The sequence below is a fragment of the Nocardia puris genome (genome assembly GCF_036051655.1).
Taxonomy (GTDB): Bacteria; Actinomycetota; Actinomycetes; order Mycobacteriales; family Mycobacteriaceae; genus Nocardia; species Nocardia puris.
On the sequence record NZ_CP107943.1, the window covers coordinates 307,389 to 331,739 of the forward strand.

The 24,351-nt window shown below is 70.7% G+C and carries 28 protein-coding genes; 9 read left to right on the forward strand and 19 right to left on the reverse strand.

Translation table 11 applies throughout. From position 1 onward, the window contains the following. Positions 1-135: 135 nt before the first annotated feature. From OHB21_RS01255 to OHB21_RS01275, 5 genes are all read right to left on the reverse strand, one after another. A complete protein-coding gene (locus OHB21_RS01255; protein WP_195126345.1) occupies positions 136-576 on the reverse strand; it encodes an AMP-binding protein in 441 nt (146 codons plus the stop codon). A 133-nt stretch (positions 577-709) separates the two neighbouring features. Then, entirely contained in the window at positions 710-1,900 is a 1,191-nt protein-coding gene (locus OHB21_RS01260; RefSeq protein ID WP_195126346.1) for an FAD-dependent monooxygenase, read from the reverse strand. Between the two features lie 173 nt (positions 1,901-2,073). Next, positions 2,074-2,730 (reverse strand): PadR family transcriptional regulator, encoded by a 657-nt coding sequence (locus OHB21_RS01265; protein WP_195126347.1) that lies wholly within the window; start codon positions 2,728-2,730, stop codon positions 2,074-2,076. A gap of 292 nt (positions 2,731-3,022) precedes the next feature. Beyond that, positions 3,023-5,056: an MDR family MFS transporter gene (locus tag OHB21_RS01270; RefSeq protein WP_195126348.1), complete on the reverse strand. Its 2,034-nt coding sequence runs from the start codon at positions 5,054-5,056 to the stop codon at positions 3,023-3,025. 69 nt (positions 5,057-5,125) lie between these two features. Continuing rightward, the gene (locus tag OHB21_RS01275; protein ID WP_195126349.1) at positions 5,126-5,758 is read right to left on the reverse strand and encodes a TetR/AcrR family transcriptional regulator; all 633 of its coding nucleotides are present in this window, start codon (positions 5,756-5,758) and stop codon (positions 5,126-5,128) included. A gap of 116 nt (positions 5,759-5,874) precedes the next feature. On the opposite strand from OHB21_RS01275, the gene OHB21_RS01280 reads away from it, so the two are divergent. Both OHB21_RS01280 and OHB21_RS01285 read left to right on the forward strand, forming a co-directional pair. After that, positions 5,875-6,111 (forward strand): hypothetical protein, encoded by a 237-nt coding sequence (locus OHB21_RS01280; RefSeq protein WP_067512644.1) that lies wholly within the window; start codon positions 5,875-5,877, stop codon positions 6,109-6,111. 44 nt (positions 6,112-6,155) lie between these two features. After that, entirely contained in the window at positions 6,156-7,103 is a 948-nt protein-coding gene (locus OHB21_RS01285; protein ID WP_195126350.1) for a sigma-70 family RNA polymerase sigma factor, read from the forward strand. A 16-nt stretch (positions 7,104-7,119) separates the two neighbouring features. On the opposite strand, the gene OHB21_RS01290 is transcribed toward OHB21_RS01285, so the two are convergent. Then, entirely contained in the window at positions 7,120-7,752 is a 633-nt protein-coding gene (locus OHB21_RS01290) for a TetR/AcrR family transcriptional regulator (RefSeq protein ID WP_084538036.1), read from the reverse strand. A 73-nt stretch (positions 7,753-7,825) separates the two neighbouring features. On the opposite strand from OHB21_RS01290, the gene OHB21_RS01295 reads away from it, so the two are divergent. From OHB21_RS01295 to OHB21_RS01305, 3 genes are read left to right on the forward strand one after another with little or no spacing between them, the layout of a single operon-like run. Further along, entirely contained in the window at positions 7,826-8,701 is an 876-nt protein-coding gene (locus OHB21_RS01295; protein WP_067512641.1) for an oxidoreductase, read from the forward strand. A 51-nt stretch (positions 8,702-8,752) separates the two neighbouring features. Beyond that, entirely contained in the window at positions 8,753-9,199 is a 447-nt protein-coding gene (locus tag OHB21_RS01300) for a transcriptional regulator (protein ID WP_195126351.1), read from the forward strand. Between the two features lie 26 nt (positions 9,200-9,225). Continuing rightward, positions 9,226-9,576, forward strand: coding sequence for a DUF3817 domain-containing protein (locus OHB21_RS01305; protein WP_067512675.1), 351 nt, complete (start codon positions 9,226-9,228; stop codon positions 9,574-9,576). Here OHB21_RS01305 and rdgB read toward each other — a convergent pair whose 3' ends face one another. From rdgB to clpS, 10 genes are all read right to left on the reverse strand, one after another. Continuing rightward, a complete protein-coding gene (gene rdgB / locus OHB21_RS01310) occupies positions 9,577-10,182 on the reverse strand; it encodes an RdgB/HAM1 family non-canonical purine NTP pyrophosphatase (RefSeq protein WP_195126352.1) in 606 nt (201 codons plus the stop codon). It lies immediately after the preceding gene. Beyond that, complete coding sequence (rph, locus tag OHB21_RS01315; RefSeq protein WP_067512636.1) at positions 10,182-10,955, reverse strand: ribonuclease PH; 774 nt, start codon at positions 10,953-10,955, stop codon at positions 10,182-10,184. Before rph ends, rdgB begins: the two co-directional genes overlap by 1 nt. A gap of 22 nt (positions 10,956-10,977) precedes the next feature. Beyond that, positions 10,978-11,742 (reverse strand): cyclic nucleotide-degrading phosphodiesterase, encoded by a 765-nt coding sequence (locus OHB21_RS01320; RefSeq protein WP_084538039.1) that lies wholly within the window; start codon positions 11,740-11,742, stop codon positions 10,978-10,980. Positions 11,743-11,947: 205 nt separating this feature from the next. Beyond that, entirely contained in the window at positions 11,948-12,655 is a 708-nt protein-coding gene (locus tag OHB21_RS01325; protein ID WP_084538035.1) for a rhomboid family intramembrane serine protease, read from the reverse strand. 79 nt (positions 12,656-12,734) lie between these two features. Then, complete coding sequence (locus OHB21_RS01330) at positions 12,735-13,697, reverse strand: PLP-dependent cysteine synthase family protein (protein ID WP_067512634.1); 963 nt, start codon at positions 13,695-13,697, stop codon at positions 12,735-12,737. Between the two features lie 4 nt (positions 13,698-13,701). After that, positions 13,702-13,989, reverse strand: a complete 288-nt coding sequence (locus tag OHB21_RS01335; protein WP_067512632.1) for a MoaD/ThiS family protein — start codon at positions 13,987-13,989, stop codon at positions 13,702-13,704. A 33-nt stretch (positions 13,990-14,022) separates the two neighbouring features. Then, complete coding sequence (locus OHB21_RS01340; RefSeq protein WP_067512630.1) at positions 14,023-14,445, reverse strand: Mov34/MPN/PAD-1 family protein; 423 nt, start codon at positions 14,443-14,445, stop codon at positions 14,023-14,025. Between the two features lie 248 nt (positions 14,446-14,693). Next, the gene (locus OHB21_RS01345; RefSeq protein ID WP_067512629.1) at positions 14,694-15,752 is read right to left on the reverse strand and encodes a P1 family peptidase; all 1,059 of its coding nucleotides are present in this window, start codon (positions 15,750-15,752) and stop codon (positions 14,694-14,696) included. 157 nt (positions 15,753-15,909) lie between these two features. After that, positions 15,910-16,479 (reverse strand): oxidative stress transcriptional regulator AosR, encoded by a 570-nt coding sequence (gene aosR / locus OHB21_RS01350; RefSeq protein ID WP_067512670.1) that lies wholly within the window; start codon positions 16,477-16,479, stop codon positions 15,910-15,912. A 45-nt stretch (positions 16,480-16,524) separates the two neighbouring features. Then, entirely contained in the window at positions 16,525-16,845 is a 321-nt protein-coding gene (clpS, locus tag OHB21_RS01355) for an ATP-dependent Clp protease adapter ClpS (protein WP_195126353.1), read from the reverse strand. 83 nt (positions 16,846-16,928) lie between these two features. Between clpS and OHB21_RS01360 the strand changes: the two genes are divergently transcribed. Beyond that, the gene (locus OHB21_RS01360) at positions 16,929-18,242 is read left to right on the forward strand and encodes a nicotinate phosphoribosyltransferase (protein WP_067512669.1); all 1,314 of its coding nucleotides are present in this window, start codon (positions 16,929-16,931) and stop codon (positions 18,240-18,242) included. Position 18,243: 1 nt separating this feature from the next. Here OHB21_RS01360 and OHB21_RS01365 read toward each other — a convergent pair whose 3' ends face one another. Next, positions 18,244-18,453: a hypothetical protein gene (locus OHB21_RS01365; RefSeq protein ID WP_113975391.1), complete on the reverse strand. Its 210-nt coding sequence runs from the start codon at positions 18,451-18,453 to the stop codon at positions 18,244-18,246. 101 nt (positions 18,454-18,554) lie between these two features. Between OHB21_RS01365 and OHB21_RS01370 the strand changes: the two genes are divergently transcribed. The 3 genes from OHB21_RS01370 (at position 18,555) to OHB21_RS01380 (ending at position 22,107) form a co-directional block, all read left to right on the forward strand. Further along, positions 18,555-19,124, forward strand: coding sequence for an isochorismatase family protein (locus OHB21_RS01370; RefSeq protein ID WP_067512622.1), 570 nt, complete (start codon positions 18,555-18,557; stop codon positions 19,122-19,124). Positions 19,125-19,163: 39 nt separating this feature from the next. Then, positions 19,164-21,209: an ATP-dependent DNA helicase gene (locus OHB21_RS01375; protein ID WP_067512620.1), complete on the forward strand. Its 2,046-nt coding sequence runs from the start codon at positions 19,164-19,166 to the stop codon at positions 21,207-21,209. Positions 21,210-21,411: 202 nt separating this feature from the next. Beyond that, positions 21,412-22,107 (forward strand): class I SAM-dependent methyltransferase, encoded by a 696-nt coding sequence (locus OHB21_RS01380; protein ID WP_228791829.1) that lies wholly within the window; start codon positions 21,412-21,414, stop codon positions 22,105-22,107. 70 nt (positions 22,108-22,177) lie between these two features. Here OHB21_RS01380 and OHB21_RS01385 read toward each other — a convergent pair whose 3' ends face one another. Both OHB21_RS01385 and OHB21_RS01390 read right to left on the reverse strand, forming a co-directional pair. Then, positions 22,178-22,723 carry a DoxX family protein gene (locus OHB21_RS01385; RefSeq protein ID WP_067512618.1) on the reverse strand — a complete coding sequence of 182 codons (546 nt, stop codon included), beginning with the start codon at positions 22,721-22,723 and terminating at the stop codon, positions 22,178-22,180. A 158-nt stretch (positions 22,724-22,881) separates the two neighbouring features. Beyond that, a complete protein-coding gene (locus OHB21_RS01390) occupies positions 22,882-24,243 on the reverse strand; it encodes an NCS2 family permease (protein ID WP_067512616.1) in 1,362 nt (453 codons plus the stop codon). Positions 24,244-24,351: the final 108 nt, after the last annotated feature.

Genomic DNA, 24,351 nt, shown 5'->3' on the forward strand with positions numbered 1-24,351 from the left:
AACGGGCCTCTCGGCGGGGGTGTCGGCCAACGTGCGCATCGGAATGACTCCGTGGGCAGTGTAGCCCCGGCACCCGCACCGGCACCCCGGAATCCGCATGTCAGGACGGATGCCGGGGTGCGCGGCGGCGCGTCGTCACGACGCCTTCGGCAGCGTGGCGAGTTCGTCGTCGGTGAGCGGCGCGTCGGAGCCGGTGAGGTAGCGCACCAGCGTCGAGCGGTCGTCGAGCACCAGCCAGCCGATGTCGTCGGCCAGCACGTCCCGGCCCGCCTTGGTGGTCACCCCGAGCGCGGCGTCGGCGGCGGCCGGCACCGGGGTGGCGCCGGTCTTGGTGATGGCCAGCCGCGTCACCGCCGATTCGATCGCCGGCTGCACCGCCATCGCGACGCGGGCGCCGGGCCGGGCGCCCAGCTCCAGCAGCACCCGCGCCAGCCGGTTGGACCAGCCGTCCAGCTCACGGTAGGTGAGGTCGCCGTCGGGGGTGGACACCGCGACGGCCGCCGGGTCGATCCTGGTGACGGTGGCGAGCCCGCCGTTCTCGATCGCACGGGTGGTGGTGTCGGCCTGGATGCACATGCGGTGCTCCTCCCTGGTTCGCGGTGTTCTGGTGACCACTCCAATCTCGCCGAGAACGGCCGCCGCCGACAGGAACCCCAGTGCTGCCCCGCCACCTCCGAGGGTGAACGTTTCCCCACCAAGGGGGACGAAGTCAGACCGCGACCGGTTCGTCCCAGTCGATGCGGTAGCGCAATTCGTCGGCCTGCGTCTTGTCCGGGTTCATCACCGTCTTGACCAGCAGCGGCATCAGCAGGTTCATGATCCGGCGGGCCATCGGGCCGGGCGTCTTGCTGTGGTTGATCTTCGCGGCCCGCGCGGCGATGCTCTCCACGCGAGCACGCCGCAGGCGTTCGTAGGCCGCGAACGCCCGCGCCGGATCGGGGATGTCGCGCAGGCAGCGCGCGAGCTGCACGCCGCTCTCGACGGCCAGCGGCGCGCCCTGCCCGGAACTGTTGGACGGCGCGTGCACGGCGTCGCCGACCAGCACCATCCGCTCCCGGTACCAGTGCGGGACCGGCGGCATGATGTGCAGGCCGCCGGTGATCTCCAGCTGCTCCTCGGTGGTATTGCGCGCCAGCTCACCGCCGGGGACGTCCTCGCCGTAGGTGTCGCGCAGGATCTCCAGCCAGCGCGCGGCGGGGACGGCGCGCGCCTCGGTGAGCGTCAGGTACTCCCGGTGCGGGAGGTTGGCGCCCCAGGTGACGCGGCCGTCGCCGAGCGGCCAGAACAGGTAGTAGGCGCGTTTACCGAACGCGAAAACCATGGTGCCGGTGGCGGTTTCGGACGGGCAGTCGGTAGTGGCGCCGAAGCCGAGCATGCCGGTGTAGTGCGGACCCGGCGCGGCGGGGTCGATGAGGTCGCGCACGGTGGAACGGATGCCGTCGGCGCCGACGAGGATGTCGGCGGTCGCGGTCCTGCCGTCGGCGAAACGGGCCGTGACGCCGTCGGCGTGCTCGTCCACGCCGACCAGCCGCTTGCCGAACTCCACCGGCACCCCGGCCGAGATCGCGTGCTCGGACAGCACGCGGTGCAGATCGGCCCTGGCCACCACTTGCATCGGCGGCGCGTCCGTCAGGCGGGGCACTCGGTGGCGTTTGCCGCCGACCAGCAGGACCTGGTTCGACACCGGCTGCGCGATGGCGCGCACGGCGTCGGCGACGCCGATGATCTCCAGTGCGGCAATGCCGTTCGGCGCGAGCGCGAGCCCGCTGCCGATGCCGTGTGAGGTGCCCGGATACGCCTCGAAGACGCGGGCGTCGATACCCTCTTTTCGCAGGGCGGTGGCGGTGACGGGACCGGCGATGCCGCCCCCTATGACGAGTGCGGAACGGACTGTGGACATAGGTGTACTCCGAACGTGGATCGATACGGCGAACCGATCCGCGTGCCACCCACCCAGCTATCCTGTGGTTGCCAGCCTCGTGGCCGGGTGCGCGCGAGCGGGCGCGGTTCGAGACGGTTCATCGGGCTCGGCGGGCGGTGTTGCCGCACCCCCGCCGGGCTCGGTATCTGCGATTACTCCTGAGGTTCCGGCTCGGCGAACCCCCTCTCCACCATCGCGATGAGTTCGGCCGACGACGCGCCGGGCTCGTGCATGCGCCGCCACAGCGGCAGATCGGGGAACTCGCCCGAGACCAGCTCCGCCCGCCACGCGCGCGCCCACGCCGCCTCGGCCTCGAGCATGGCCACCGAGTACTCGGTCTCGATGACGAACAAGCGCGGCAGCCTGCTGGCGAGACCGTCCAGTTCCGCGCGCACGCGGGCGATCACGGCGTCCAGCGCGGCGATCCGGGTGGCGAGCAGATCGATGACCTCCTCGGGGGGCAATGCGCCGATAACGGACAGCCCGGCGGTGAAGGCGCGGTGCTCGGTACGGGGGGAAGCGACGAGTTCCCTTGTCCAGTCCGACATTTCGGCGCGACCCGCGTCGGTGATGCGGTAGATGACACGCTCGGGACGTGCGCCGTCGCGTTCGCTGCCCACGACCTCGAGGAACCCGGCCTTGGTCATGTTCTGGACCACCGTGTAGAGCGAGCCCCACTTGATGTCCATGTCCTGGTCCTTGCCGCGTTCGCGCAGCTTGGCGGCGATCTCGTAGCGGTGCATCGGCCGCTCCACCAGCACCGAGAGGATCGCGAGTGCCAGCAGATTGTTCACCTTGCGCTTGGCCATGCGCCCTCCTTATTCGTAGACGAATATACGTCTACGAGTATTCCGGCACAACCGGGTGGAGTGCGCGGTTACAGGTGCTGAGTTCGATGCCTGCCGAGGACGCGGCGGCATCCAGCGGTGCGGGCGGATCGCGTGCGGGCGCGGCCCCGGCGTCACCGGCGTGGCGCGTGTCTGTCCGGGCCGGCTGATCGATCGCCTGCGCGGGGGTCCGCTGCCCGCGCGGACCGAACGGCTGGACGCCGCGAGCTGGGCCCGTGGAACCCGATGGCACGTTCGGCGCGGGCGGGCTCCGTCAGTGGGCGGGCTCGAGCTCGTCCAGGTGTTCTTCGAGGAGCTTTGTGGCGATATTGGTGAGCGCCTCGTCCAGCAGGGCGCGGTCGCCCGGATCGCGGTCGTCCCAGGTGTCCAGGTGCGCGGCGAGCCAGCGCCGCCAGGCGGCTTGCACGCGGTCCACCTCGGCGCGGCCCGACTCGGTGAGGCGCAGCGCGCCGTCCTCGGCGTCGACGTAGCCCGCGCCGATCACTCGCACGTAGACCGGTTCGATCACCTCGTCGGGCACACGGTGCGCCCGCGCGATCGAGTTCAGCGTGGCGATACCGCGAATCCTGTTGTGCAGGTATACCTGTCCGAGCGCCCACGCCTGACCGCGGCTGAGCGGACTGCTCGCCTCGGCGAGGATGCCGGGGAAGACCTCGCCCTCGGCGCGCGCCTTGCGCATGACCGCCGAGACCGCCCGCTCCAGCACGGCCACGCGGTCGCCCTGCTCGGGCATCGAAAACCCTTCGCCCACATCGGAAGCGCCCATCCGCGCGCTGTCGCGTAGTGGCACCTCCTTCAGCAGCCAGGCCACCAGGAAGCCGGCGATCGCGACCGGCACCACCCAGCGGAACACGTGGTCGATGGTCGCGGCGTAGGCGTCGATGATCGGCGCGGCCGTCTCGGGTGGAAGTGCGCGCAGCGCCTGGGGATTCGCGGCCACCTCCGGCGGCACCACCCGCACCTGAGCCAGCGCCGCACCCAGTTCGGACTCGAGCTTGTTGGAGTAGAGCGTGCCGAAGACCGCCGTGCCGAACGCGCTGCCGAGGGTGCGGAAGAAGGTGACGCCGGAGGTCGCGGTGCCGAGATCGGCGTAGGGCACGGTGTTCTGGACGACGATGGTGAGCACCTGCATGGCCAGGCCGATGCCGAGCCCGAGGATCAGCATGTACAGCGATTCCAGCCACACGCTGGTGTGGCGGCCCATCGTCGACATGAGATACAGGCCGATCACCATCACCGCCGTGCCCGCAATCGGGAAGTACCGGTAGCGGCCGGTTCTGCCGACCACTTGTCCGGAGATGATCGAGGTGAGGAACAGCCCCACCACCAGCGGCAGCGTGCGCACGCCGGACATGGTGGCCGAAACACCGTCCACGTATTGCAGATACGCGGGCAGATAGGTCATCGAGCCGAGCATCGCGAATCCGACGATGAAGCTCAGCACCGAGCAGACCGTGAAGACGTTGCTACGGAACAACCGCATCGGCAGCATCGGTTCCGCCGCACGCAGTTCCACCGCGACGAAGGCCGTCAGCAGCACCACGGCGGCGCCGAACAGGCCGATGATCTGCCAAGAGCCCCAAGGGTATTCCGTGCCGCCCCACTCCAGGCCCAGGATGAGGCCGGAGACGCCGAGCGCGACCAGGCCGATGCCCGCGTAGTCGATGATCGGGCGGGCGATCGCGCGCACGCGCGGAATGGTGCGCGCGGCCATGACGATCATCAGGATCGCGATCGGCACGTTCACGTAGAAGCACCACCGCCAACTGGCGTGGTCGGTGAACAGCCCGCCCAGCGTGGGGCCGATGACGGTGGTGACGCCGAAGACCGCCCCCAGCGCGCCTTGGTATTTGCCGCGTTCGCGCAGCGGGATGGTGTCGGCGATGAGCGCCATCGAGGTGACCATCAACCCGCCCGCGCCGACGCCTTGGATGCCGCGCGCGACGATGAGCAGCAGCATCCCGTTGGCCAGGCCGGCGAGCATGGACCCCGCGATGAAGATCACGGCGCTGAGCTGGAAGATCAGCTTGCGGCCGAACAGGTCGCCGAGTTTGCCGGCCAGCGCGGTGGCGACCGCCTCGGCCAGCAGGTAGGCGGTGACGACCCACGCCATGTGGCCCGCGCCGCCGAGGTCGGCGACGATGGTGGGCAGGGCGGTGGAGACGATGGTCTGGTCGAGCGCCGCCATCAGCATGCCCAGCACGACGGTGGCGAAGACGACGTTGGTGCGAGCGCGGCTCAGCGGCTCACGCGCGGGCTCCTCGGCGACAGCTACTGCTCCGCTCATCGTGACAGTATGGGCCGACGCCGCGCGCCCGATCGGCCAGCGACACGGTGGCGAACCGGCGGTACCCGGTCAGACGCGCACCGCGTAATCGCCGAGGGCGGGTTCCAGCGCGCCGAAGGCCTCGCCGATGTAGGCGACCAGCGCGCGCGAGATCTTCTCGTTCGACTCCCCGGCGAGGGTGCGGCGCATCGTCTCCTCGAACAGCACCCGGTGCACCCCGCCGAGCAGGGCGGCGGCGACCCGCGGGCGGATATCCTCCGGTGCCGCACCGGTTTCCACGGCCAGCGCGCGGGCGAGCACCGCCTCGCGCTCCTCGTGGAACTCGCGCAGGCGCGCCGTGAGCGCCGGGCTCCGCACGATCATGGTCGCGAACTCCGGACCGGAGAACCCCACCACCGGATCGCACGCGCGGGCCGCGGCGAGATACGCGCGGCGCAACGCGGCCAGCGCCGACTCCCCCGCTTCCCGGTCGCGCACGGTGGCGGCGAGTTGTTCCACGAACACCTCGCCGAGGTCGAGGGCGAGGTCTTCCTTGCGGGGGAAGTAGTTCGTCACGGTCATCTTGGCGACGTCGGCGGCGGCGGCGATCTCGGCGATCGTCACCTTGTCGAAGCCGCGCTCGAGGAAGAGCTCGGTCGCGCGCCGCGAGATGGTCTCCCTGGTCTGCTGCTTCTTGCGGGCGCGCAGTCCCTGTTCGGTCATGCCGGGAACTCTAACATCGGTCCGGTCAAAATTTATGCTTGACATATTTTTATGCCTGCTCTAATTTTGTTCTCGTCGCCCTCCGGCGGCACCGACGGACAGGAGCACCACCCGGCATGACCCACGGCCTTCCCACCGCGACCCCGACCCAGCACCGCACCGACTTCGAGGGAGCACCCACCATGGCCGACCACACCGCGAACACCACTCTCGAGAACGCCATTCGCCGCGCGACCGCCGTCGACCGCCGCACGAATCCGGCGCGTGCCCGCCGCGGCGCGGCACAGGGAATCCGGCACAGCCAGATCCACGGCGGCAGGCCCACCGGCCTGCGGCGCGCACAGGGCCGCTGAGGAAACCGGCCCCGATCGACCAGCCCGACCGAGAGGACGCACCCGTGCCCCAGTCCGAACACCAGCGCGCCGCCACCGTCACCGACGACGCGGTGCGCGACTATCTCCGCGCCGTCGGGCGCACCGCCCTGCTCACCGCCGCCGAGGAGGCCGACCTCGCCCGCCGCATCGAGGCGGGCGTGACGGCCCGCCGCACCCTCGACGAAAAGGACAGCGCCGGAATCGAACTCGACGCCACCGAACGCCGTCGATTGCGGGCCGCCGCGGCCGACGGCGCACTCGCCAAGGACCACATGGTCCGCGCCAACGTGCGGTTGGTGGTGTCGATCGCGAAGCGCTATCCCACGCCGGTCGGCGTCTCCCTGCTGGATCTGGTGCAGGAGGGCACGATCGGGCTGATGCGGGCGGTCGACAAGTTCGACCACCGGCTCGGGCTCAAGCTCTCGACCTACGCCACCTGGTGGATCCGGCAGTCGATCGGCCGCGCCTTGGCCGATCAGGGCCGCACCATCCGCCTGCCGGTGCACGCCGTGGAGCTGCACAACCGGGTCGCCCGCACCAAACTGGCGCTGGCGCAGGAACTCGGCCGCGAGCCCGACAGCGCCCGCATCGGCGCGGAACTGGATCTCACGGCCGCGCAGGTGGACGACATCCTGCGCGCGGGCCGCGAACCGGTCTCGCTGCACGCGCCGGTCGGCGAGGACACCGAACTGGGCGCGCTGATTCCCGACGACGCGCCCGATCCGGCCGATCTGGTGGCCGCCGCGCAGCTGCGCGGCGGGCTGGACGCGGTGCTCGCCACGCTCACCGACCGCGAACGCACGGCGATCCTGCTGCGCTACGGCCTGGACCGGGGTGAGCCGCGCACCCTCGAACAGGTGGGCACGGCGCTGGGCGTCTCGCGCGAGCGGGTGCGCCAGCTCGAGGCGAAGGCCCTGGGCAAACTGCGTCAGCCCGCCCGCAGGCGGCGGTTGGAGGGCATGCTCGGCTGAGCGCGGCGCCCGGTGGTCATGGCGTCTCGATGAGCGCGATGGCCATCGGGACCAGCAGCTCGACCAGTTCCGACACCGGCGGGCGCGGGTCGCAGAGCAGCCATTCGTGGGTGAGGCCGTTGACGGCGCCGATCATGGCGCTGGCGGCCAGTCCTGGCAGGCCGCGGATGCGCCCGCCCGCGACAACGCGCGGCACCACCTCGTCCTCCAGCACCCGCCCCCAGGCGTGCCGCCGCTCCCTGCGGTGGCGCTCCAACCGTTCGCTCACGCCGACGACCTCGATGAACGCGACCTTCGCCCGGTACGGATCGGCGCCGAGCGAGCCGACGTAGGCGGTCATCACGGCGGTCATGGCGGCCTCGGGACCGAGCCGGGGATCGAGCTCGCCCAGCACGGCGGTCACCGCGGCGGTGGCCTCCTCCTGGATGCGGTCGTAGGACGCGACGAGCACGTCCTCCCTGGTCGCGAACTCCTCGTAGAACTGCCGCTTGGACAGTCCGGCGCCGGCGCACACGTCGGCCAGCGAGACCTCGGTGTAACCGCGCTCGGCGAACAGGCGGGTGGCCGCGTCGAGGAACCGCGAGCGACGCTCGGCCTTGCGTTCCGCGACGGCACGCCCGCCGTACTGCCTGCCCACCGTGGTCGTCACGTTTTCAACCGTAGCGAACATCGGCGCGACTGCCCCTTCCCCCGGAACTTACTCCGGAGTAAGGTACGTGCGTATGGCATGGAAACCAGAGCAGATCGCGGACCAGACCGGGCGCACGTTCGTCATCACCGGCGCGAACGGCGGCCTCGGGGCCGAGACCACCAAGGTACTCGCCGCCAAGGGCGCGACCGTGGTGATGGCCTGCCGCAACGCGGCCAAGGCCGAGCCGGTGGCCGCCTCGATCCCCGGCGACGTGCGGGTCGCCGCCCTCGACCTGGCCGACCTGTCTTCGGTGCGCCGCTTCGCCGACGAATCCGGCGAGTTCGACGTGCTGATCAATAACGCGGGCCTGATGAACATCCCGTTCTCCCGCACCGCCGACGGGTTCGAGACCCAGTTCGGCGTCAACCACCTCGGGCATTTCGCGCTCACCGGACTGCTGCTCGACCGCATCCGCGACCGGGTCGTCACGCTGGCCAGCATCGCCCACCGCCAGACGCCCAAGCTCTGGATCGACGATCTCAACTACGAGAACCGCCGCTACCAGCGCAATCTCGCCTACGCCCAGGCCAAGCTGGCCAACCTGATGTTCGCGCGCGAATTGCAGCGCAGGCTCACCGAGGCCGGTTCGGCCAAGCGCTCCTACGCCGTGCACCCCGGCGTCTCCGCGACCGACCTGTTCGCCAGGACCGAGACGCCGCTGGACAAGATCAGCAAGCCGTTCGTCCGCCTGATCGGGCACCCGCCGCACAAGGCGGCGCATTCGACGCTGTTCGCGGCCACCGAGCCCGACGCCGATCCCACCACCTACTGGGGTCCGAACCGGCTGTTCGGCAGCCAGGGACCGGTGGAACCCTCGGCGTCGACGAAACTTTCGAACAACCCCGAGCTGCTGCGCCGCCTGTGGGAGGAGTCCGAGCGGATGACCGGGGTGGTCTACAAGCTCTGAGCGGGCCGACCTGCTCCTACGCAGCGTGTAGTAGACAGGTACCGTAGAGGCGTGTCCGCAACACCCCGCCGCTCGGCACACAATCGCCCGGCCCTGATCGCCCTGGCGCTGGTGGTCGCCCTCGTCTGCCTGGCGCTGGGCTGGTGGCAGTGGGAGCGGTTCGAGTCGTCCAGCGGCACCGGGCAGAACCTCGGGTACGCGCTCCAGTGGCCGCTGTTCGCGGGCTTCGTGGTGTTCGCCTACTTCCGGTTCGTCCGGCTGGAAAGCGAGGCCGAGGAGCAGGACGAGCCCGCCGAGGCCGAGCGCCCGGCCCGTCCGGCGGCCGCCCGCGAGATTCCGGCGGGCTTCCTGCCCGAGCGGCCCACGGCGGCGCGCGACGACGACCCGGTGCTGGCCGAATACAACAAGTACCTGGCCGACCTGCACGCGCAGGACAGCGACGACGGGGACGGCCGCACCGCGCGGGCCGCCCGCAGCACGGAGAGGAGCGCCGGGTGAGCGCCGAGAACGAGTCCAGCGTCACCATGGAGAAGACCGCCGCCCCGCCGGCGGCCGGCTCCGAGAAGACCGCGAAGATCCGCTCCGCGCTGCTGCGCTACCGCGCGCTGGCCTGGTTCACCGGCCTGTGGCTGCTGCTGCTCACCGGCGAGATGATCGCCAAGTACGGCTTCGACGCCAACCCGCCCAGCTGGATCGCCGTCGTGCACGGCTGGGTCTACTTCCTGTACCTGATCGTCACCGCCGACCTCGCCGTCAAGGTGCGCTGGCCCGTCGGCCGCACCATCGGCACCCTCCTGGCCGGCACCATCCCCCTGCTCTCGTTCTTCGTCGAACACAAGAACGCGAAGCAGGTCAAGAACGACTTCGGAGTCTGACTATCCGGCCAGCGCCGCGATCGCGGGCAACAACTCCCGCAGTGCCCGCCCGCGGTGCGACGCCGCGTCCTTCTCCGCGGGCGTCAGCTGCGCCGCCGACACCTCGCCGCCGTCCGGAATGAACAGCGGGTCGTAGCCGAAACCGCCGTAGCCCACCGGTTTCCGCGCGATCGACCCCGGCCATTCCCCTCGCACAACGGTTTCCGCGCCGCCGGGCACCACCAGCGCGCAGGCGGAGACGAAGCGGGCGCCGCGCCGCTCGTCGGGGACGTCGCCGAGCTGGCCGAGCAGCAGGGCGCTATTGGCGGCGTCGTCGCCGTGGCGGCCGGACCACCGGGCCGACAGCACGCCGGGCATGCCGTTGAGTGCGTCCACCTCGAGGCCGGAATCGTCGGCGACACAGGGCAATCCGGTGGCGGCCGCGCCGTCGCGGGCCTTGGCCAGGGCGTTCTCCTCGAAGGTCGCGCCGGTCTCGGGCGCCTCGTCGTACGGGGGCACGTCGTCGAGGCCGACGATCTCCACGCCCGCCACGCCCGCCTCGGCCAGGATGCGGCGCAGCTCGTTCAGCTTCTTGGCGTTGCGGCTGGCGACCAGGACGCGGCTCATCACTTCTTCTTCGACGTCTCGGCGGGTTCGGGCAGGCCACCGGGGTACGGCAGCGCCAGCGCTTCCTTCTGGATGGCGAACAGCTGCTCGCAGCCGGCCAGCGCCGAATCCAGCAGCTTGTCCAGGGTGGAGCGCGGGAAGGTGGCGCCCTCGCCGGTGCCCTGCACCTCGACCAGGGTTCCGGTGTCGGTGGCGACGACGTTCATATCGACCTCGGCGCGCGAATCCTCCTCGTACGGCAGGTCCAAGCGGACCCGGCCGTCCACCACGCCCACGCTCACGGCGGCGATGGCGCACGAGATCGGCTGCGGATCGGCCAGCCGCCCCGCGGCGCCGAGCCAGGTGACCGCGTCGGACAGCGCCACGTACGCGCCGGTGATGGCGGCCGTGCGGGTGCCGCCGTCGGCCTGCAGCACGTCGCAGTCGATGGCGATGGTGTTCTCCCCGATCGCGGCCAGGTCGATGCACGCGCGCAGCGAGCGGCCGATCAGCCTGCTGATCTCCTGGGTGCGCCCACCGACCTTGCCCTTCACCGATTCCCTGCCGGAGCGGGTGTGGGTGGCGGCGGGCAGCATCGCGTATTCGGCGGTGAGCCAGCCCAGCCCGGAATCGCGCCGCCACGGCGGCACGCCCTCGGTCACACTCGCGGTGCACATGACGCGGGTCTGCCCGAACTCCACCAGCACCGAACCGGCCGGATGCGTGGTGAATCCACGGGTGATCCTGACCTCGCGGAGTTCGTCGTCCGCCCTACCATCGGCTCGTCTCGACACGGGGCAAGCCTAGTGGACGCGTTTACAGGTCGAAGGTCTCCCCCGGCGCCACCGCGTGCACGGGCCCGGCGAACTCGGCCTTGGCTTCGGCGATCACGTCCTCGCGCGAGGTCCACGGCGGAATGTGGGTGAGCAACAGCTCTTTGACGCCCGCCCGGGCGGCGATGCGCCCCGCCTCGGTGCCGGACAGGTGGATACCGGGCGGGCGGTTGGCCGGGTCGTGGGTCCACGACGCCTCCGACATCAGGATGTCGGCGCCCTCGGCCAGTTCCTGGACGGCGTCGCACATCGCGGTGTCGCCGGTGTAGACGAACGTGCGCCCCGCGGCGGTGGTGAGGCGCAGGCCGTAGGACTCCGGCGGGTGGTACATACGTCGCGCGGTGATGGTGTGGCCGGGGCCGAACTCGACCTGTTCGCCCTCCACCCAGGTGCGGTGGTCGATCACGTCGGACCAGTCGTCGGTCTCGCCGCCCACCTCGGCCGAGGCGTTGCCGATGCGCAGGGGCGCGTCAGAGGGGCCGCGCACGATGGCGCGCCCGACCGGTGGCGTCGGGTGGTAGCGCCGCCACACCAGCAGACCGGGCAGGTCCAGGCAGTGGTCGGCGTGCAGGTGGGTGAGGAAGATGTCGACCTCACCGGGATCGAGGTACCGCTGCAGCGCACCGAGGATGCCGGGCCCGAAATCGATGACGACGGGTCGCATATCCGGGCCGGTGAGGAGGTATCCCGACGCTGGGGAGTCCGGGCCGGACACACTGCCCGAGCACCCGAGGACGGTAAGGCGCATGCCCACATGCTGCCACGAAGAATTCTCGCTCACGAAACGATCCCCCAATATCTGCCACAGGAGGTACACGAACACCGGCGCACACTGGAACGAAGCACAATCCAGCTACGGGCGTCGACGTCCATTCCCAGAGGGTACCCACCGGCCGCTCCCGCCATGCGACACCGGCGAAATCAGGGTTACACCAAACGTTTTCGAGCCCTGCTCAGGCTCCGGCCGGGCGCTTCTCGCGGGGGCGGCGGGCCAACCACCATGCCGCGAGCACACCGCCGACGGCTCCGAAAAGATGGCCTTGCCAAGAGATTCGGGGGTCGCTGGGCAGCACGCCCCACAGCATCGAGCCGTAGAGGACGAACACCACCAGGCCGATCACGATCTGCACCACGTCGCGCGCGAAGATGCCGCGCAGCAGCAGATAGGTGAGCCAGCCGAAGATCAGCGAGGACGCGCCCACGTGCACCGAGTTGTCGCCGCCGACGAGCCAGGTGCCGACGCCGGCCACGACCCAGATCACGCCCGTGGCGGCCAAGCCGCGCCAGATGCCGGTGGCCAGCACCAGGAAGCCCAGGATGAACAGCGGCAGGGTGTTGCTGATCAGGTGGTCCCAGCCCGCGTGCAGCAGCGGCGCCCACAGGATGCCGTCGAGCCCGTTGACCTCGCGCGGTTCGATCCCGGCCATGTCGAGGTCGCGGCTGTCGACGGCGTCCCACGCCTCGATCGCGTACAGCAGCGCGATGAACGCGCTGATCAGCATGCCCGCGCGCAACCACATCTGCTTGGTCGCGGCGAAGCCGGTGGGGTCCTGGCGGCGCGCGGGGGTCTGGCCCGGGACGCCGGGTTGGTAGGGCCCGCGCGCGGACGAGATGTAGTCGAGTCGATCGGGATCGAACGATGGTCCGAATCCGCTGGTCATGGCTGCCTCCTAGCCGCGCGGGCCCGGGACCGCCGCGGCGCGCGAACGTCCCTTCCGAGGGTACCGAAACCGCGGCCGGTCAGGCCCAGAGCTGGCCGTCGAGCTTCTCCTCGGCCTCTTCCAGCGTGCCGTCGTAGGCCCCGGTGGACAGGTACTTCCAGCCGCCGTCGGCCACCACGAACGCGATGTCGGCGCGGGTGCCCGCCTTCAGCGCCTTGCGCGCCACGCCGAGCGCGGCGTGCAGGATGGCGCCGGTGGAGATGCCCGCGAAGATGCCCTCCTCGAGCACCAGCTCGCGGGTGCGGCGCACCGCGTCGTAGGGGCCCACCGAGAACCGGGTGGTGAGCACGGACTCGTCGTAGAGCTCGGGGATGAAGCCCTCGTCGATATTGCGCAGGCCGTACACCAGTTCGCCGTAGCGGGGTTCGGCGGCGACGATCTCGATCGAGGGCACCTTCTCGCGCAGGTAGCGCCCGGTGCCCATGAGCGTGCCGGTGGTGCCGAGGCCCGCCACGAAATGCGTGATCTCGGGCAGGTCGGCCAGCAGTTCCGGACCGGTGGTCTCGTAGTGGGCCAGGGCGTTGGCGGGGTTGCCGTACTGGTACAGCATCACCCAGTCGGGGTGCTCGGCGGCGATCTCCTTGGCCCGCGCGACGGCCTGGTTGGAGCCGCCCGCGGCGGGCGAGTCGATGATCTCGGCGCCGAACATGGTGAGCAGCTGACGCCGCTCCACCGAGGTGTTCTCCGGCATCACGCACACCAGCCGGTAGCCCTTGAGCTTGGCGGCCATGGCCAGCGAGATGCCGGTGTTGCCGCTGGTGGGCTCGAGGATGGTGCAGCCGGGGGTGAGCAACCCGTCGGCCTCGGCCTGCTCGATCATCCGCAGCGCGGGCCGGTCCTTGATCGACCCGGTGGGGTTGCGGTCTTCGAGCTTGGCCCACAGGCGGACGTGGTCGTCGCCGTCCCACTTGGGCGAGAGCGTGCGCAGCCCCACCAGGGGGGTGTCGCCGAGGGTGGCGATGAGCGATTCGTAGCGTGCCACAGGCTCAGCGCGCGTCGACGGAGCCGCCCGCGACGGCGGGCAGGATGGTCACGCTCGCGCCCTCGGGCACCTCGGCCTCGAGCCCGCCGGAGAACCGGACGTCCTCGTCGTCGACGTAGATGTTGACGAAGCGGTTCAGCTTGCCGTCCTTGAGCAGCCGCTCGGCCAGGCCGGGGTGGTTGGCGTCGAGATCGGCGATGAGCGCCGACAGCGTGGCGCCGTCGGCCTGCACGCGCTTCTCGCCCCCGGTTAGGCCGCGCATGATGGTGGGGATGGACACGGTGACCGACATGGATACTCCTGTTTTCGTCGTGGGCCGGGTGGCTCAGGCGTTCTCGTAGGCGTCGACGACGCGCACCGGTTCCTCGGTGACCTCGCCGTCGACGATGCGGTAGCTGCGCAGCTCGTGCCGCTCGGGATCGCGGGTGGAGATCAGCACGTAGTGGGCGTTCGGCTCGGACGCGAACGAGATGTCGGTGCGGCTCGGGTACGCCTCGGTGGCCGTGTGGGAGTGGTAGATCACCACGGGTTCCTCGTCGGCGGCGTCCATCTCGCGCCAGACCTTCAGCTGTTCGCCGGAGTCGAAACGGTAGAAGGTGGGCGAGCGCTCGGCGTTGATCATGGCGATGAACCGCTCGGGCCGGTCCGAACCCTCCGGGCCCGCGAGGACGCCGCACGCCTCGTCCGGGTGGTCGGCGCGGGCGTGCGCCACCATCGCGTCCACCAGGTCGGCCTTGATCACCAGCACCAGTCAAACCTTTCCGCGGTTCCCGCCTGGTCGTCCGCGCGACCGGCCTCAGTCCACAACGCATCAGAATATGCGGCTGTTCCCCTCGGGTTCCGCACCGGTCCCGCGGGCGCCGATTTTCGCGCGGAGATCGAGGGGCGGGGCGGCGGTCGCGCGCACGCCGACGCGAACCGGCGGTCGGAGTGGGCACCGGCTGCCGGGCGACGGTCGCGGATCGCCGCGATCGATTGGTTCGACGGCGGCGATCGTCAGCGTGGGAAAAGGGAGCTGTAGCTGGGGATGTCCGCGACGGGGGTGGCGGTGAGAACGGCGTCCAGCACTGCCCGCTCGACGCACAGGGCGGCGGCCGTGCAGATGGTGTCGAGCGCCAGCAGGTCTTTGGGGAACGCCGGGGGCAGCGGGAAGTCCGGAATGGACGCGCGACCCGTCGCGAGGGCGAACAGTGTGTCGCCGTCGAGGGGCGAGTGGGCCGGACGTATCGCCCGACCGAGCCCGTCGTGAGCGGTGATAGCCATACGCCGGCAGCCCATCGGGTCCAGCGGAGCGTCGGTCGCGACCACGCCGATCGTCGTATTGAGCACGGTCCCCTTCACCGGAAGGGCGTTCGCCCGCGCGAGTTCCTCGGCGGTGGGCGTGCGCAACCCGACCCGTTCCGGACCATCGGTGCCGATCGCCCACGGCAACCCGGTACGGGGGTCGAACACCGACCCCACCGGATTCGCCACCACCAGCGCCGCGACCGTCACCCCCTCGGCGGGCCCCGGCCCGAGCACCACGCTCGCGGTCCCCACACCGCCCTTGACCGAGCCCGCCCGCGCGCCCACACCGGCGCCGACCGAGCCGCGCGCGAACTCCTCGGCCGCAGCCTCGGCGGCGAGGAAGCCGAAATCGGCGGTGGGCCGAATGTGCCAGTCCCCCACCGGAAGATCGAAGATCACCGCGCCCGGCACGATCGGCACCACCCGACTCGGATCGGCCGGGTCCATCGGGATGCCCTCGCCGTGCTCCTCCAGCCAGCGCATCACGCCGTCGGCCGCGGCGAGCCCGTACGCGCTGCCGCCGGTGAGCAGGATCGCGTTGAGTTGGCGCACGGCGTTGCCGGGATCGAGCAGGTCGGTCTCGCGGGTGCCGGGGCCGCCGCCGCGCACGTCGACCGCCGCCGTCACGCCGCCGGGCGCGCGCACCACGGTGCAGCCGGTGGCCGCGCCCGAGCCGAGCGTGGCGTACTCGTCGAGCGCGTGATGGTGTCCGACGAGCAGGCCCGCCACATCGGTGAGCGCGTCACGCGGACCGGGCACCGCCTTCATGGGGAGTCTCCTCTGCATCGACTGCCGCCCATTGTGCGCCCGATGCGCGGCCGGATCGGGATACGCCGATCAAGGCGGTGTCCGAAAGACGCTGCTGGCGTGCTCGGCGATCGCACTGCCCACCGTTGCGGCGGGGTGGGCACCCGCCCCGCTCGCGTCAGGGCGCGAGCGCCTGCAACAGGCTGTCCTGCATCCAGGTGAGCCAGTGGTACACGTCCAGATGCGGGCCGCGCGGATCGTCGGGTTCGAGGTGGTCGGGCGTCTCGGCGTCGATCCCCAGCACCGCGCCGAGCGCCAGCCGCACGTCGGTGAGCGCGGTGAGCCAGGCGTCGGCCTGCTCGGGCGTGAGGACGACCTTGCCGCCGTCGGCGGGCACGGTGTTCAGCACCACCGACCCGGCGGCCAGTTTCGCGTCGATGATCTCCGGCTCGTGCAGACCGCGCAGCGCGCTGTTGAGGCCGGCTCGCTCGGCATCGGGGGAACCGGGCTCGGCGCGGTGGAAGTCGGGCAGCAGCCGCCGCAATCTGGGGTCCTCCGGCGCCTCGGTGTTCCCGGTCCGCAAGCCGGTGAGTGCCGCGAGTTCGTCCTCCGGGGCCGACTCGGCCCGCTCGGTGAGCAAGCCGGACACGGCGCCCACCAGCGAGCGGAGCACGCTCGCTTCCCTCGCGTCCATCTCGGTCCGCAACTTGGGACCGCTCAGCGAGTTCTTCCGGCTCCACTTACGCAAGACGCCCACTCCGATTACGCACGAGCGCCAGGGTAGTCGCCGCGATCAGTCATCCCGTTGCATGGTCGCCCACAATCCGGCGGCGTGCAGTCGGCGGACATCGTGCTCCATCTTGTCGCGCGAGCCGGACGACACGACGGCCTTGCCCTCGTTGTGCACCTGCAACATCAACTCGGTCGCCTTGGCTTTGCTGTAGCCGAACAGCTTCTGGAAGATGTAGGTCACATAGTGCATGAGGTTGACCGGATCGTCCCACACCACGGTCACCCACGGACGGTCCTCCGCCTCCAGGATCTCGGTGTGCTCGACCGCCTCCGGAGTGGCCTGTGCCGCCGACAGCATCGCGTTCGTTTCGCACAAGCTCATAACGTCAAGGGTACGACTCGACTCCGGATACACAACACCCGCGCGCGAGCAGGTCCGATGCGTTTCTGGCTACAGTGACCGGTGTGAACGACCGCGACGGCCGGGCCAGTACGGCGCTGCTGACCGACCAGTACGAACTGACCATGCTCTCGGCCGCGCTGGCCGACGGTTCGGCGCACCGGCCCTGCGTCTTCGAGGTGTTCGCCCGCCGATTGCCCAACGGTCGCCGCTACGGCGTCGTCGCCGGTACCGGGCGGTTGCTCGAGGCCCTGGGCGAGTTCCGGTTCGGCGAGCGCGAACTGGCCACGGTGGCCGGCTTCCTGGACGAGCGCACGCTGACGTGGTTGCGCGAGTATCGATTCGGCGGCGACATCGACGGATACGCCGAGGGCGAGCTGTACTTCCCCGGCTCCCCGATCCTGTCGGTGCGCGGCACCTTCGCCGAATGCGTCGTGCTGGAGACGCTGATCCTGTCGATCCTCAACCACGACAGCGCGATCGCCTCCGCCGCGGCCCGCATGGTGAGCGCCGCGGGCGGGCGGCGGATGATCGAGATGGGGTCGCGGCGCACCCACGAGCTGGCCGCGCCCTCGTCGGCGCGCGCGGCGTACCTGGCCGGTTTCGACGCCACCTCGAATCTGGAAGCGGTGCGCCGCTACGGGGTTCCGGGCGCGGGCACCAGCGCGCACGCGTTCACCCTGCTGCACAGCGGCGCGCACGGCTCCGACGAGGCGGGCGCGTTCCGCAGCCAGGTCGAGACGCTCGGCATCGGCACCACCCTGCTGGTGGACACCTTCGACATCACCGAGGGCGTCGCGACGGCGATCGCGGTGGCCGGCCCCGAACTCGGCGGCGTGCGCATCGATTCCGGCGATCTCGGCGTGCTGGCCCGGCAGGTGCGCGACCAGCTCGACGGGCTGGGCGCGACGAAGACCCGCATCGTCGTCTCGGGCGATCTGGACGAGTACGCCATCGCCGCGCTGCGCGCCGAACCGGTCGACGTGTACGGCGTGGGCACCTCGCTGGTGACCGGTTCGGGCGCGCCGACGGCGGGCATGGTCTACAAGCTGGTCGAGGTGGACGGCAGGCCGGTGGCCAAGCGCAGCAGCCACAAGGAGTCGCGCGGCGGCGCCAAGCGCGCCGTGCGTCTGGCCCGCGATACCGGCACCGTGGTGGAGGAGATCGTGTACCCAGCCGCGGGCGCGGCCCCGGCCACGAACGGATTCCAGGCGCGCGAGCTGGCGGTGCCGCTGGTGCGCGAGGGCAAGGTGGCCGACGAGGCGCCCACGCTGGCCGACGGCCGGGCGCTGGTCGCGCGCGGACTCGTCAGCCTGCCGTGGGAGGGTCTCAAACTCTCCGCCGGGGAACCGGCGATCCCGACGACCTTCCTGAACTGAGTCATTCGGGCCCCCGTCGCCGGCGCGCCGTGAGCAGGTGCACGACCAGCACCGCCACCACGCCGGCCACGGCGCCGCCCACCGCGGTCCACACCCGGTCCGCGCCGGCGAACGCGTCGCCGCCGGCCAGGCGCAGGCCGATCGTGGCCGCGACGAATCCCGCGAGCGCTCCCGCGAAGATCCCCCACAGTCGTCTCGTCATCGGGGTCATGTCCGTCTCCTCGCTGCTCGCGGGCCGGGCGATCCGGCGCCGCACCTGGTTATGGCCGCGGCGGTAGGCTGCGTTTACAGCCGCGGGAAAGGTGCCACGAGATGAGCCGGGCGTTGATCATCGTCGACGTGCAGAACGATTTCTGCGAGGGCGGTTCGCTCGCCGTCGCGGGCGGCGCGGCGGTGGCGAGCCGCATCAGCGCGTACGCGGCCGGCGCCGACTACGCGGCCGTCGTCGCCACCCGCGATCACCACATCGACCCCGGCGCGCACTTCTCCGACGAGCCCGACTTCGTGGACAGCTGGCCGCCGCACTGCCGGGTCGGCACGCCGGGCGCCGACTTCCACCCGAACCTCGACACCGCGCCGGTCCAGGAGATCTTCTCCAAGGGCGAATATGCCGCCGCCTATTCGGGTTTCGAGGGCGCCGCCGGCGACGGCACCGCGCTCACCCACTGGCTGCGCGACCGCGGCATCGACGCCGTCGACGTGGTCGGCATCGCCACCGACCACTGCGTGCGCGCCACCGCCCTCGACGCCAAGGCCGCCGGTTTCGACACCCGGGTGCTGCTCGACCTCACCGCGGGCGTCGCGCCCGCGACGGTGACGAAGGCACTCGACGAGCTGCGCGCCGCGGGCGTCGAACTGACCGGCGAGGTGTCCGAGAACTAGCGGGCGCGCGGTGTCGGTGGCGGGCAGTAGGCTCGTCGCGTGCCCGAACTGCCGCCCGTCTCCGACCTGCTGGCCACCGCCGTGCGCGCACTCGGCGGCAAGGAGCGCACCGGGCAGGTGACGATGGCCGCGGCCGTCGACCACGCCATCGACACCAAGGAGCACCTGGCCGTCCAGGCGGGCACCGGCACCGGCAAGTCGCTGGCCTACCTGGTGCCCAGCCTGCGGCACGCGGTGCGCACCGGGCGCACCGTGGTGGTCTCCACCGCCACCATCGCCCTGCAACGCCAGCTGGTCGACCGTGATCTGCCGCGCCTGTCCGAAGCGCTGGCCACGCCGCTGGGCCGGATGCCCAAGTACGCGATCCTCAAGGGGCGCAACAACTATCTGTGCCTGAACAAGATCAACAGCGCCGTCCCCGACGAGCCCGCCGAAGCCGAACTGTTCGACGCGTTCGCCATCTCGCGGCTCGGACGCGAGGTGCAGCGGCTCAACGAGTGGGCCTCCGACACCGAGACCGGCGACCGCGACGAACTCGCCCCCGGCGTGAGCGACCGCGCGTGGCGCCAGGTGAGCGTGTCGTCGCGGGAATGCCTCGGCAAGTCCCGCTGCCCGTTCGGCCAGGACTGCTACGCCGAGAAGGCGCGCACCGAATCCGCGCAGGCCGACGTGGTGGTCACCAACCACGCCCTGCTGGCCATCGACGCCATCAGCGGCATCCAGGTGCTGCCCGAGCACGACGTGGTGGTGATCGACGAGGCGCACGAACTGGTCGACCGCGTCACCGGCGTGGCCACCGCCGATCTCGCCGCCCCCGCGATCAGCGCCGCGGCTCGCCGCTGCGCCAAACTCATCGACGAGCGCGAGGTGGACCGCCTCGAAGGCGCCGCCGAGGCGTGGCACGAACTCCTCGACGGCCTCCCGCCGGCCCGCTGGGATGTCATGCCCTCCGGCGTCGCCGAGGTGCTGGCTCTGGTGCGCGACGCCGCGTGGAACGCGCGCACCGAACTGGCCCCACCCGGCAGCAGCACCAACCAGGGCGATCCCGACACCGCGGCCGCCCGCACCATGGCGGTGGCCGCGATCGACGAGATCCACGACACCGCCGTGCGCGCGCTCACCGCCTTCGAGCAGGCCGATCCGGCGGCGCGGCGCGACGTGCTGTGGCTGGCCGCCGAGGACGCGCGCGGCGGCGTGCCGCGCAAGACCCTGCGGATGGCGCCGCTCTCGGTGGGCGGGCTGCTGCGCGCACGGCTGTTCGGCACCGCGACGGTCGTGCTCACCTCCGCCACCCTCCAGATCGGCGGCTCGTTCGACGGGCTCGCCGTCACCTGGGGCCTGCCCGCGCAGTCGAGCGCCCGCGTCGATCCGGCCACCGCCAACGGCGCCGAGGCACCCTCGGACGAGGGCACGGTGCGGTGGAGCTCGCTGGACGTGGGTTCGCCGTTCGACCACGCCAAGTCCGGCATCCTCTACGTCGCCGAACACCTGCCGCCGCCCGGTCGCGACGGGTTGCCGTCGAGCTACGTGGACGAGATCGAGCGCCTCATCGACGCCGCGGGCGGGCGCACCCTCGGGTTGTTCTCGTCCATGCGCGCCGCGCGCGCCGCCGCCGACCTGCTGCGCGACCGGGTGCGCACGCCGATCCTGTGCCAGGGCGAGGATTCGACGGGCGCGCTGGTGCGCAAGTTCGCCGACGATCCGGAGACCTCGCTGTTCGGCACGCTCTCGCTGTGGCAGGGCGTGGACGTGCCCGGCCCGTCGCTGAGCCTGGTGATCCTGGACCGCATCCCGTTCCCGCGCCCCGACGACCCCCTGCTCACCGCGCGGCAGCGCGCGGTCGAATCCCGGGGCGGCAACGGCTTTCTCACGGTCGCCGCCAATCACGCGGCGCTGCTGCTGGCGCAGGGCACCGGCCGCCTGTTGCGCAGCGTGGACGACCGGGGCGTGGTCGCGATCCTCGATTCGCGCCTGGCCACCGCGCGCTACGGCGGTTACCTGCGCGCCACCTTGCCGCCGTACTGGGAGACCGCCGATCCGGAGGTCGTGGTCAAGGCGCTACGGCGGCTCACGGCCGAGGCCTGACCAGCGATGTGAAACCACTCACAACGCGGTTACCTGTGTTTCCATGCGGAAGTAAATTGGGTGGCGGTACTCCGGTGGACCCCAATTCCCACGCCGGGGTATCGGTCCGCCCCCGCGCCAAGCCCTGCACGCGGCGCGGGGGCACTACCGATCGCAGGGAAATCCGTTGCCGCCGCTCGCCCTCGCGTGCGACCGTGAGGCGATGCAGCCCTCCGACACCCTCGGCGAATTCCTCATCAGCGCACGGACTCTGTCGGAGTATCGCGCCATCTTCCAGCTCACCGAGGCAGATCTGCGCGGCCGAATTCTCGACTGTCCCGGCGGGGCCGCGAGTTTCGCCGCCGAGGCCGCCGAACTCGGCGCCACCGTCACGGCCGTCGATCCCGTCTACGCACACCCGCCCGCGGCGCTGAGCGCGCACACCCGCGCCGAAATCGACCGCGGCGGCGCCTGGATCACCGCGCACGCCGATCGCTACACCTGGGACTACTACGGCTCCCCCGAGGCGCACACCAACCTGCGCCACACCGCCGCCACCCGCTTCGCCGCCGACCTCACGGCCCACCCCGACCGCTACCTCGCGGCCGAACTCCCCGAATTACCGTTCGCCGACCGGACTTTCGACCTCACCCTCAGCTCCCACCTGCTCTTTACCTACGCCGACCGCCTCGACGCCGCCTTCCACCTGGCGGCCCTCCTCGAACTCGCCCGAGTCACCCACGGCGAAACCCGCCTCTACCCCCTGGTCGACCACACCGGCAAACCCCAGCACACCCTGGTCGACCACCTGCGAAAAGAGCTGCACCGCAGGGGAATCCCCACTCAAACCCGCCCCACCCCCTTCGAATTCCAACGCGGCGCCACCACCATGCTGGTCCTGCGACCACCCACCGGCTGACCTACCGAAACGGCGGGCGACGCGGTGACCGTCTCACCACGCCGCCCGTCGTTCAAGTCTCAGCTCGCGCTCAGAGCACGCTCTCGAGAATCAGGATGATCCCACCGGCGACGACCGCCAGCACGATCGCGCCCACACCCCACACGAATCCCTTGCGCTCCCAAGGACGTCCGGCGTCGAGCGAGAACTTGCCCGGCCCGGTGAACGCCACGGCCGCGGCGAACACGCCGAACATGAGGCCGAGCTCCCAGCCGCCCTGGCCGAACAGACCGGGTTCCCAGGTGACGTAGATGATGTTGATCACCGTGCCGACCACGATGGCCGAAGCCAGCGGCGTCAGCAGCCCCGCGGCGAGCAGCAGGCCGCCGACGAGCTCGGACAGGGCGGCGAGCGTGGCGAAGAACGCGCCCGGGTTGTAGCCCAGGCCGTCGAAAGCGGCCTTGGCCGCCTCGTATCCCATGCCGTCGAACCAGCCGAACAGCTTCTGGGCACCGTGCGCGGCGAACAGCAAGCCGAACACGACGCGCAGAATCAGCAGTCCGATATCGGTGGAGATCCCGTCGAGCGGGTGCGTGAAGTCGGTGCGCGAAGCACTCTTGGTCTCGGTCGTGGTCATAGTCGTCCTCGATCCCTGCGGTCGAAGGTCCGCTGCCGCCTGGCCGCGTCGACAGGCTAATCGGACCAGGGTCCGATTTTACACAGAACCGGGACGCGCGGGTGAACCACAGGTTGTGGTCGCGAAACGTGTTGATGAGCAACCGGACTCGGGGTCCGCTATTCCGCGAGGAACAGGAAATAGGCCGCGAACAGCACGAGCAGCGCCCACATGACCGGGTGAACCTCCCGCGCGCGCCCCCGCGCCACCATGACGATCGGGTAGAAGATCATGCCCATGGCGAGGCCGTTGGCGATCGAATACGTCAGCGGCATCATGATGATCGTGATGAACGCCGGCACCGCGTACTCGAGTTTCGGCCATTCGATGTCCCCGAGCGCGCGCGACATCAGCACACCCACCACGATCAACGCGGGCGCGGTCACCTCGCCCGCCCCCGCGACGACCGCGAAGAGCGGGTAGCAGAACATCGCCAGCAGAAACCAGCCCGCTGTCGTCACGGCCGTGAGCCCGGTGCGCCCGCCCGCGCTCACACCCGCCGTCGATTCCACGTAGGCCGTGGTGGTCGAGGTGCCGATCACCGCGCCCGCCATGGTGCCTACCGAATCGGCCGCGAACGCGCTGGCAGCGCGGGGCAGCTTGCCGTCCTCGGTGAGCAGCCCGGCCTGGTTGGCGACGCCGATCAAGGTGCCCCCGGAGTCGAAGAAGTCGACGAACAACATGGTGAGCACGACGATGGCCATCTGCGCGGTGAACGCGTCGGGCAGGTGGATGATGGCCTGGCCGAAGGTCTCGTCCAGCCCGCGCGGCAGCGCCGCGATCCCCGACGGCAGGTCGACCAGCCCGGTGACGATGCCGAGCGCGGCGGTGAGCACGATGCCGTAGAGCACCGCGCCGTGCCAGCCCTTGACCAGGAAGATCACCGTGACGATCAGGCCGAACATGGCCAGCAGGGTGGTGCCCTCGGTGAAATCGCCGAGGGTGACGAAGGTGGCCTCGCTGGCCACCACGAAGCCGGCGTTCTTCAGCCCCAGGAACGCGACGAACAGGCCGATGCCCGCGCCGACCGCCAGTTTCAGTTGCAGCGGGATGGCGTCGAGGATGCGTTCGCGGACCTTGGTGACGGCCAGCACGAAGAAGATCACACCCGACAGCAACGTGCCCGACAGCGCCACCTGCCACGGAATGCCCATGCCCAGCACCACCGAGAACGCGAAGAACGCGTTGAGCCCCATGCCCGGCGCCAGCGCGATCGGATACCGCGCCCACAACCCCATCACCAGCGTGCCGAACACCGCCGCCACCGCGGTCGCCGTGAACACGGCCTGCATCGGGATGCCCTGCTCCCCCAGCGCGCCCTGATCGCCGAGGATCGACGGGTTCACCGCCAGCACGTAGGACATCGCCAGGAACGTGACCGTCCCGGCCATGATCTCGCGCCGCATGGTCGATCCGTTCCTGCCGACACCGAAATACGAGTCGACGCGACCGCGAGCCTTGGTCAGCACGGGGGTAGCCATGGGTTCTCCAGACGTGGCGTAACGAGAGGGGTCAGAGGCACGTTAGCTGACGATTCACCGGTCCGAAGACACGATCGGACGCCACGTGTTGGAGGACACGACACACCC

What these genes read in the sequence shown, in the direction of transcription:
- OHB21_RS01255 (WP_195126345.1), bottom strand. Translation starts at nt 576, where the DNA reads ATGTGCATCCAGGCCGACACCACCACCCGTGCGATCGAGAACGGCGGG.
- OHB21_RS01260 (WP_195126346.1), bottom strand. Translation starts at nt 1,900, where the DNA reads ATGTCCACAGTCCGTTCCGCACTCGTCATAGGGGGCGGCATCGCCGGT.
- OHB21_RS01265 (WP_195126347.1), bottom strand. Translation starts at nt 2,730, where the DNA reads ATGGCCAAGCGCAAGGTGAACAATCTGCTGGCACTCGCGATCCTCTCG.
- OHB21_RS01270 (WP_195126348.1), bottom strand. Translation starts at nt 5,056, where the DNA reads ATGAGCGGAGCAGTAGCTGTCGCCGAGGAGCCCGCGCGTGAGCCGCTG.
- OHB21_RS01275 (WP_195126349.1), bottom strand. Translation starts at nt 5,758, where the DNA reads ATGACCGAACAGGGACTGCGCGCCCGCAAGAAGCAGCAGACCAGGGAG.
- OHB21_RS01280 (WP_067512644.1), top strand. Translation starts at nt 5,875, where the DNA reads ATGACCCACGGCCTTCCCACCGCGACCCCGACCCAGCACCGCACCGAC.
- OHB21_RS01295 (WP_067512641.1), top strand. Translation starts at nt 7,826, where the DNA reads ATGGCATGGAAACCAGAGCAGATCGCGGACCAGACCGGGCGCACGTTC.
- OHB21_RS01305 (WP_067512675.1), top strand. Translation starts at nt 9,226, where the DNA reads ATGGAGAAGACCGCCGCCCCGCCGGCGGCCGGCTCCGAGAAGACCGCG.
- rdgB (WP_195126352.1), bottom strand. Translation starts at nt 10,182, where the DNA reads ATGAGCCGCGTCCTGGTCGCCAGCCGCAACGCCAAGAAGCTGAACGAG.
- OHB21_RS01320 (WP_084538039.1), bottom strand. Translation starts at nt 11,742, where the DNA reads ATGCGCCTTACCGTCCTCGGGTGCTCGGGCAGTGTGTCCGGCCCGGAC.
- OHB21_RS01325 (WP_084538035.1), bottom strand. Translation starts at nt 12,655, where the DNA reads ATGACCAGCGGATTCGGACCATCGTTCGATCCCGATCGACTCGACTAC.
- OHB21_RS01335 (WP_067512632.1), bottom strand. Translation starts at nt 13,989, where the DNA reads ATGTCGGTCACCGTGTCCATCCCCACCATCATGCGCGGCCTAACCGGG.
- OHB21_RS01345 (WP_067512629.1), bottom strand. Translation starts at nt 15,752, where the DNA reads ATGAAGGCGGTGCCCGGTCCGCGTGACGCGCTCACCGATGTGGCGGGC.
- clpS (WP_195126353.1), bottom strand. Translation starts at nt 16,845, where the DNA reads ATGAGCTTGTGCGAAACGAACGCGATGCTGTCGGCGGCACAGGCCACT.
- OHB21_RS01365 (WP_113975391.1), bottom strand. Translation starts at nt 18,453, where the DNA reads ATGACCCCGATGACGAGACGACTGTGGGGGATCTTCGCGGGAGCGCTC.
- OHB21_RS01370 (WP_067512622.1), top strand. Translation starts at nt 18,555, where the DNA reads ATGAGCCGGGCGTTGATCATCGTCGACGTGCAGAACGATTTCTGCGAG.
- OHB21_RS01380 (WP_228791829.1), top strand. Translation starts at nt 21,412, where the DNA reads ATGCAGCCCTCCGACACCCTCGGCGAATTCCTCATCAGCGCACGGACT.
- OHB21_RS01385 (WP_067512618.1), bottom strand. Translation starts at nt 22,723, where the DNA reads ATGACCACGACCGAGACCAAGAGTGCTTCGCGCACCGACTTCACGCAC.
- OHB21_RS01390 (WP_067512616.1), bottom strand. Translation starts at nt 24,243, where the DNA reads ATGGCTACCCCCGTGCTGACCAAGGCTCGCGGTCGCGTCGACTCGTAT.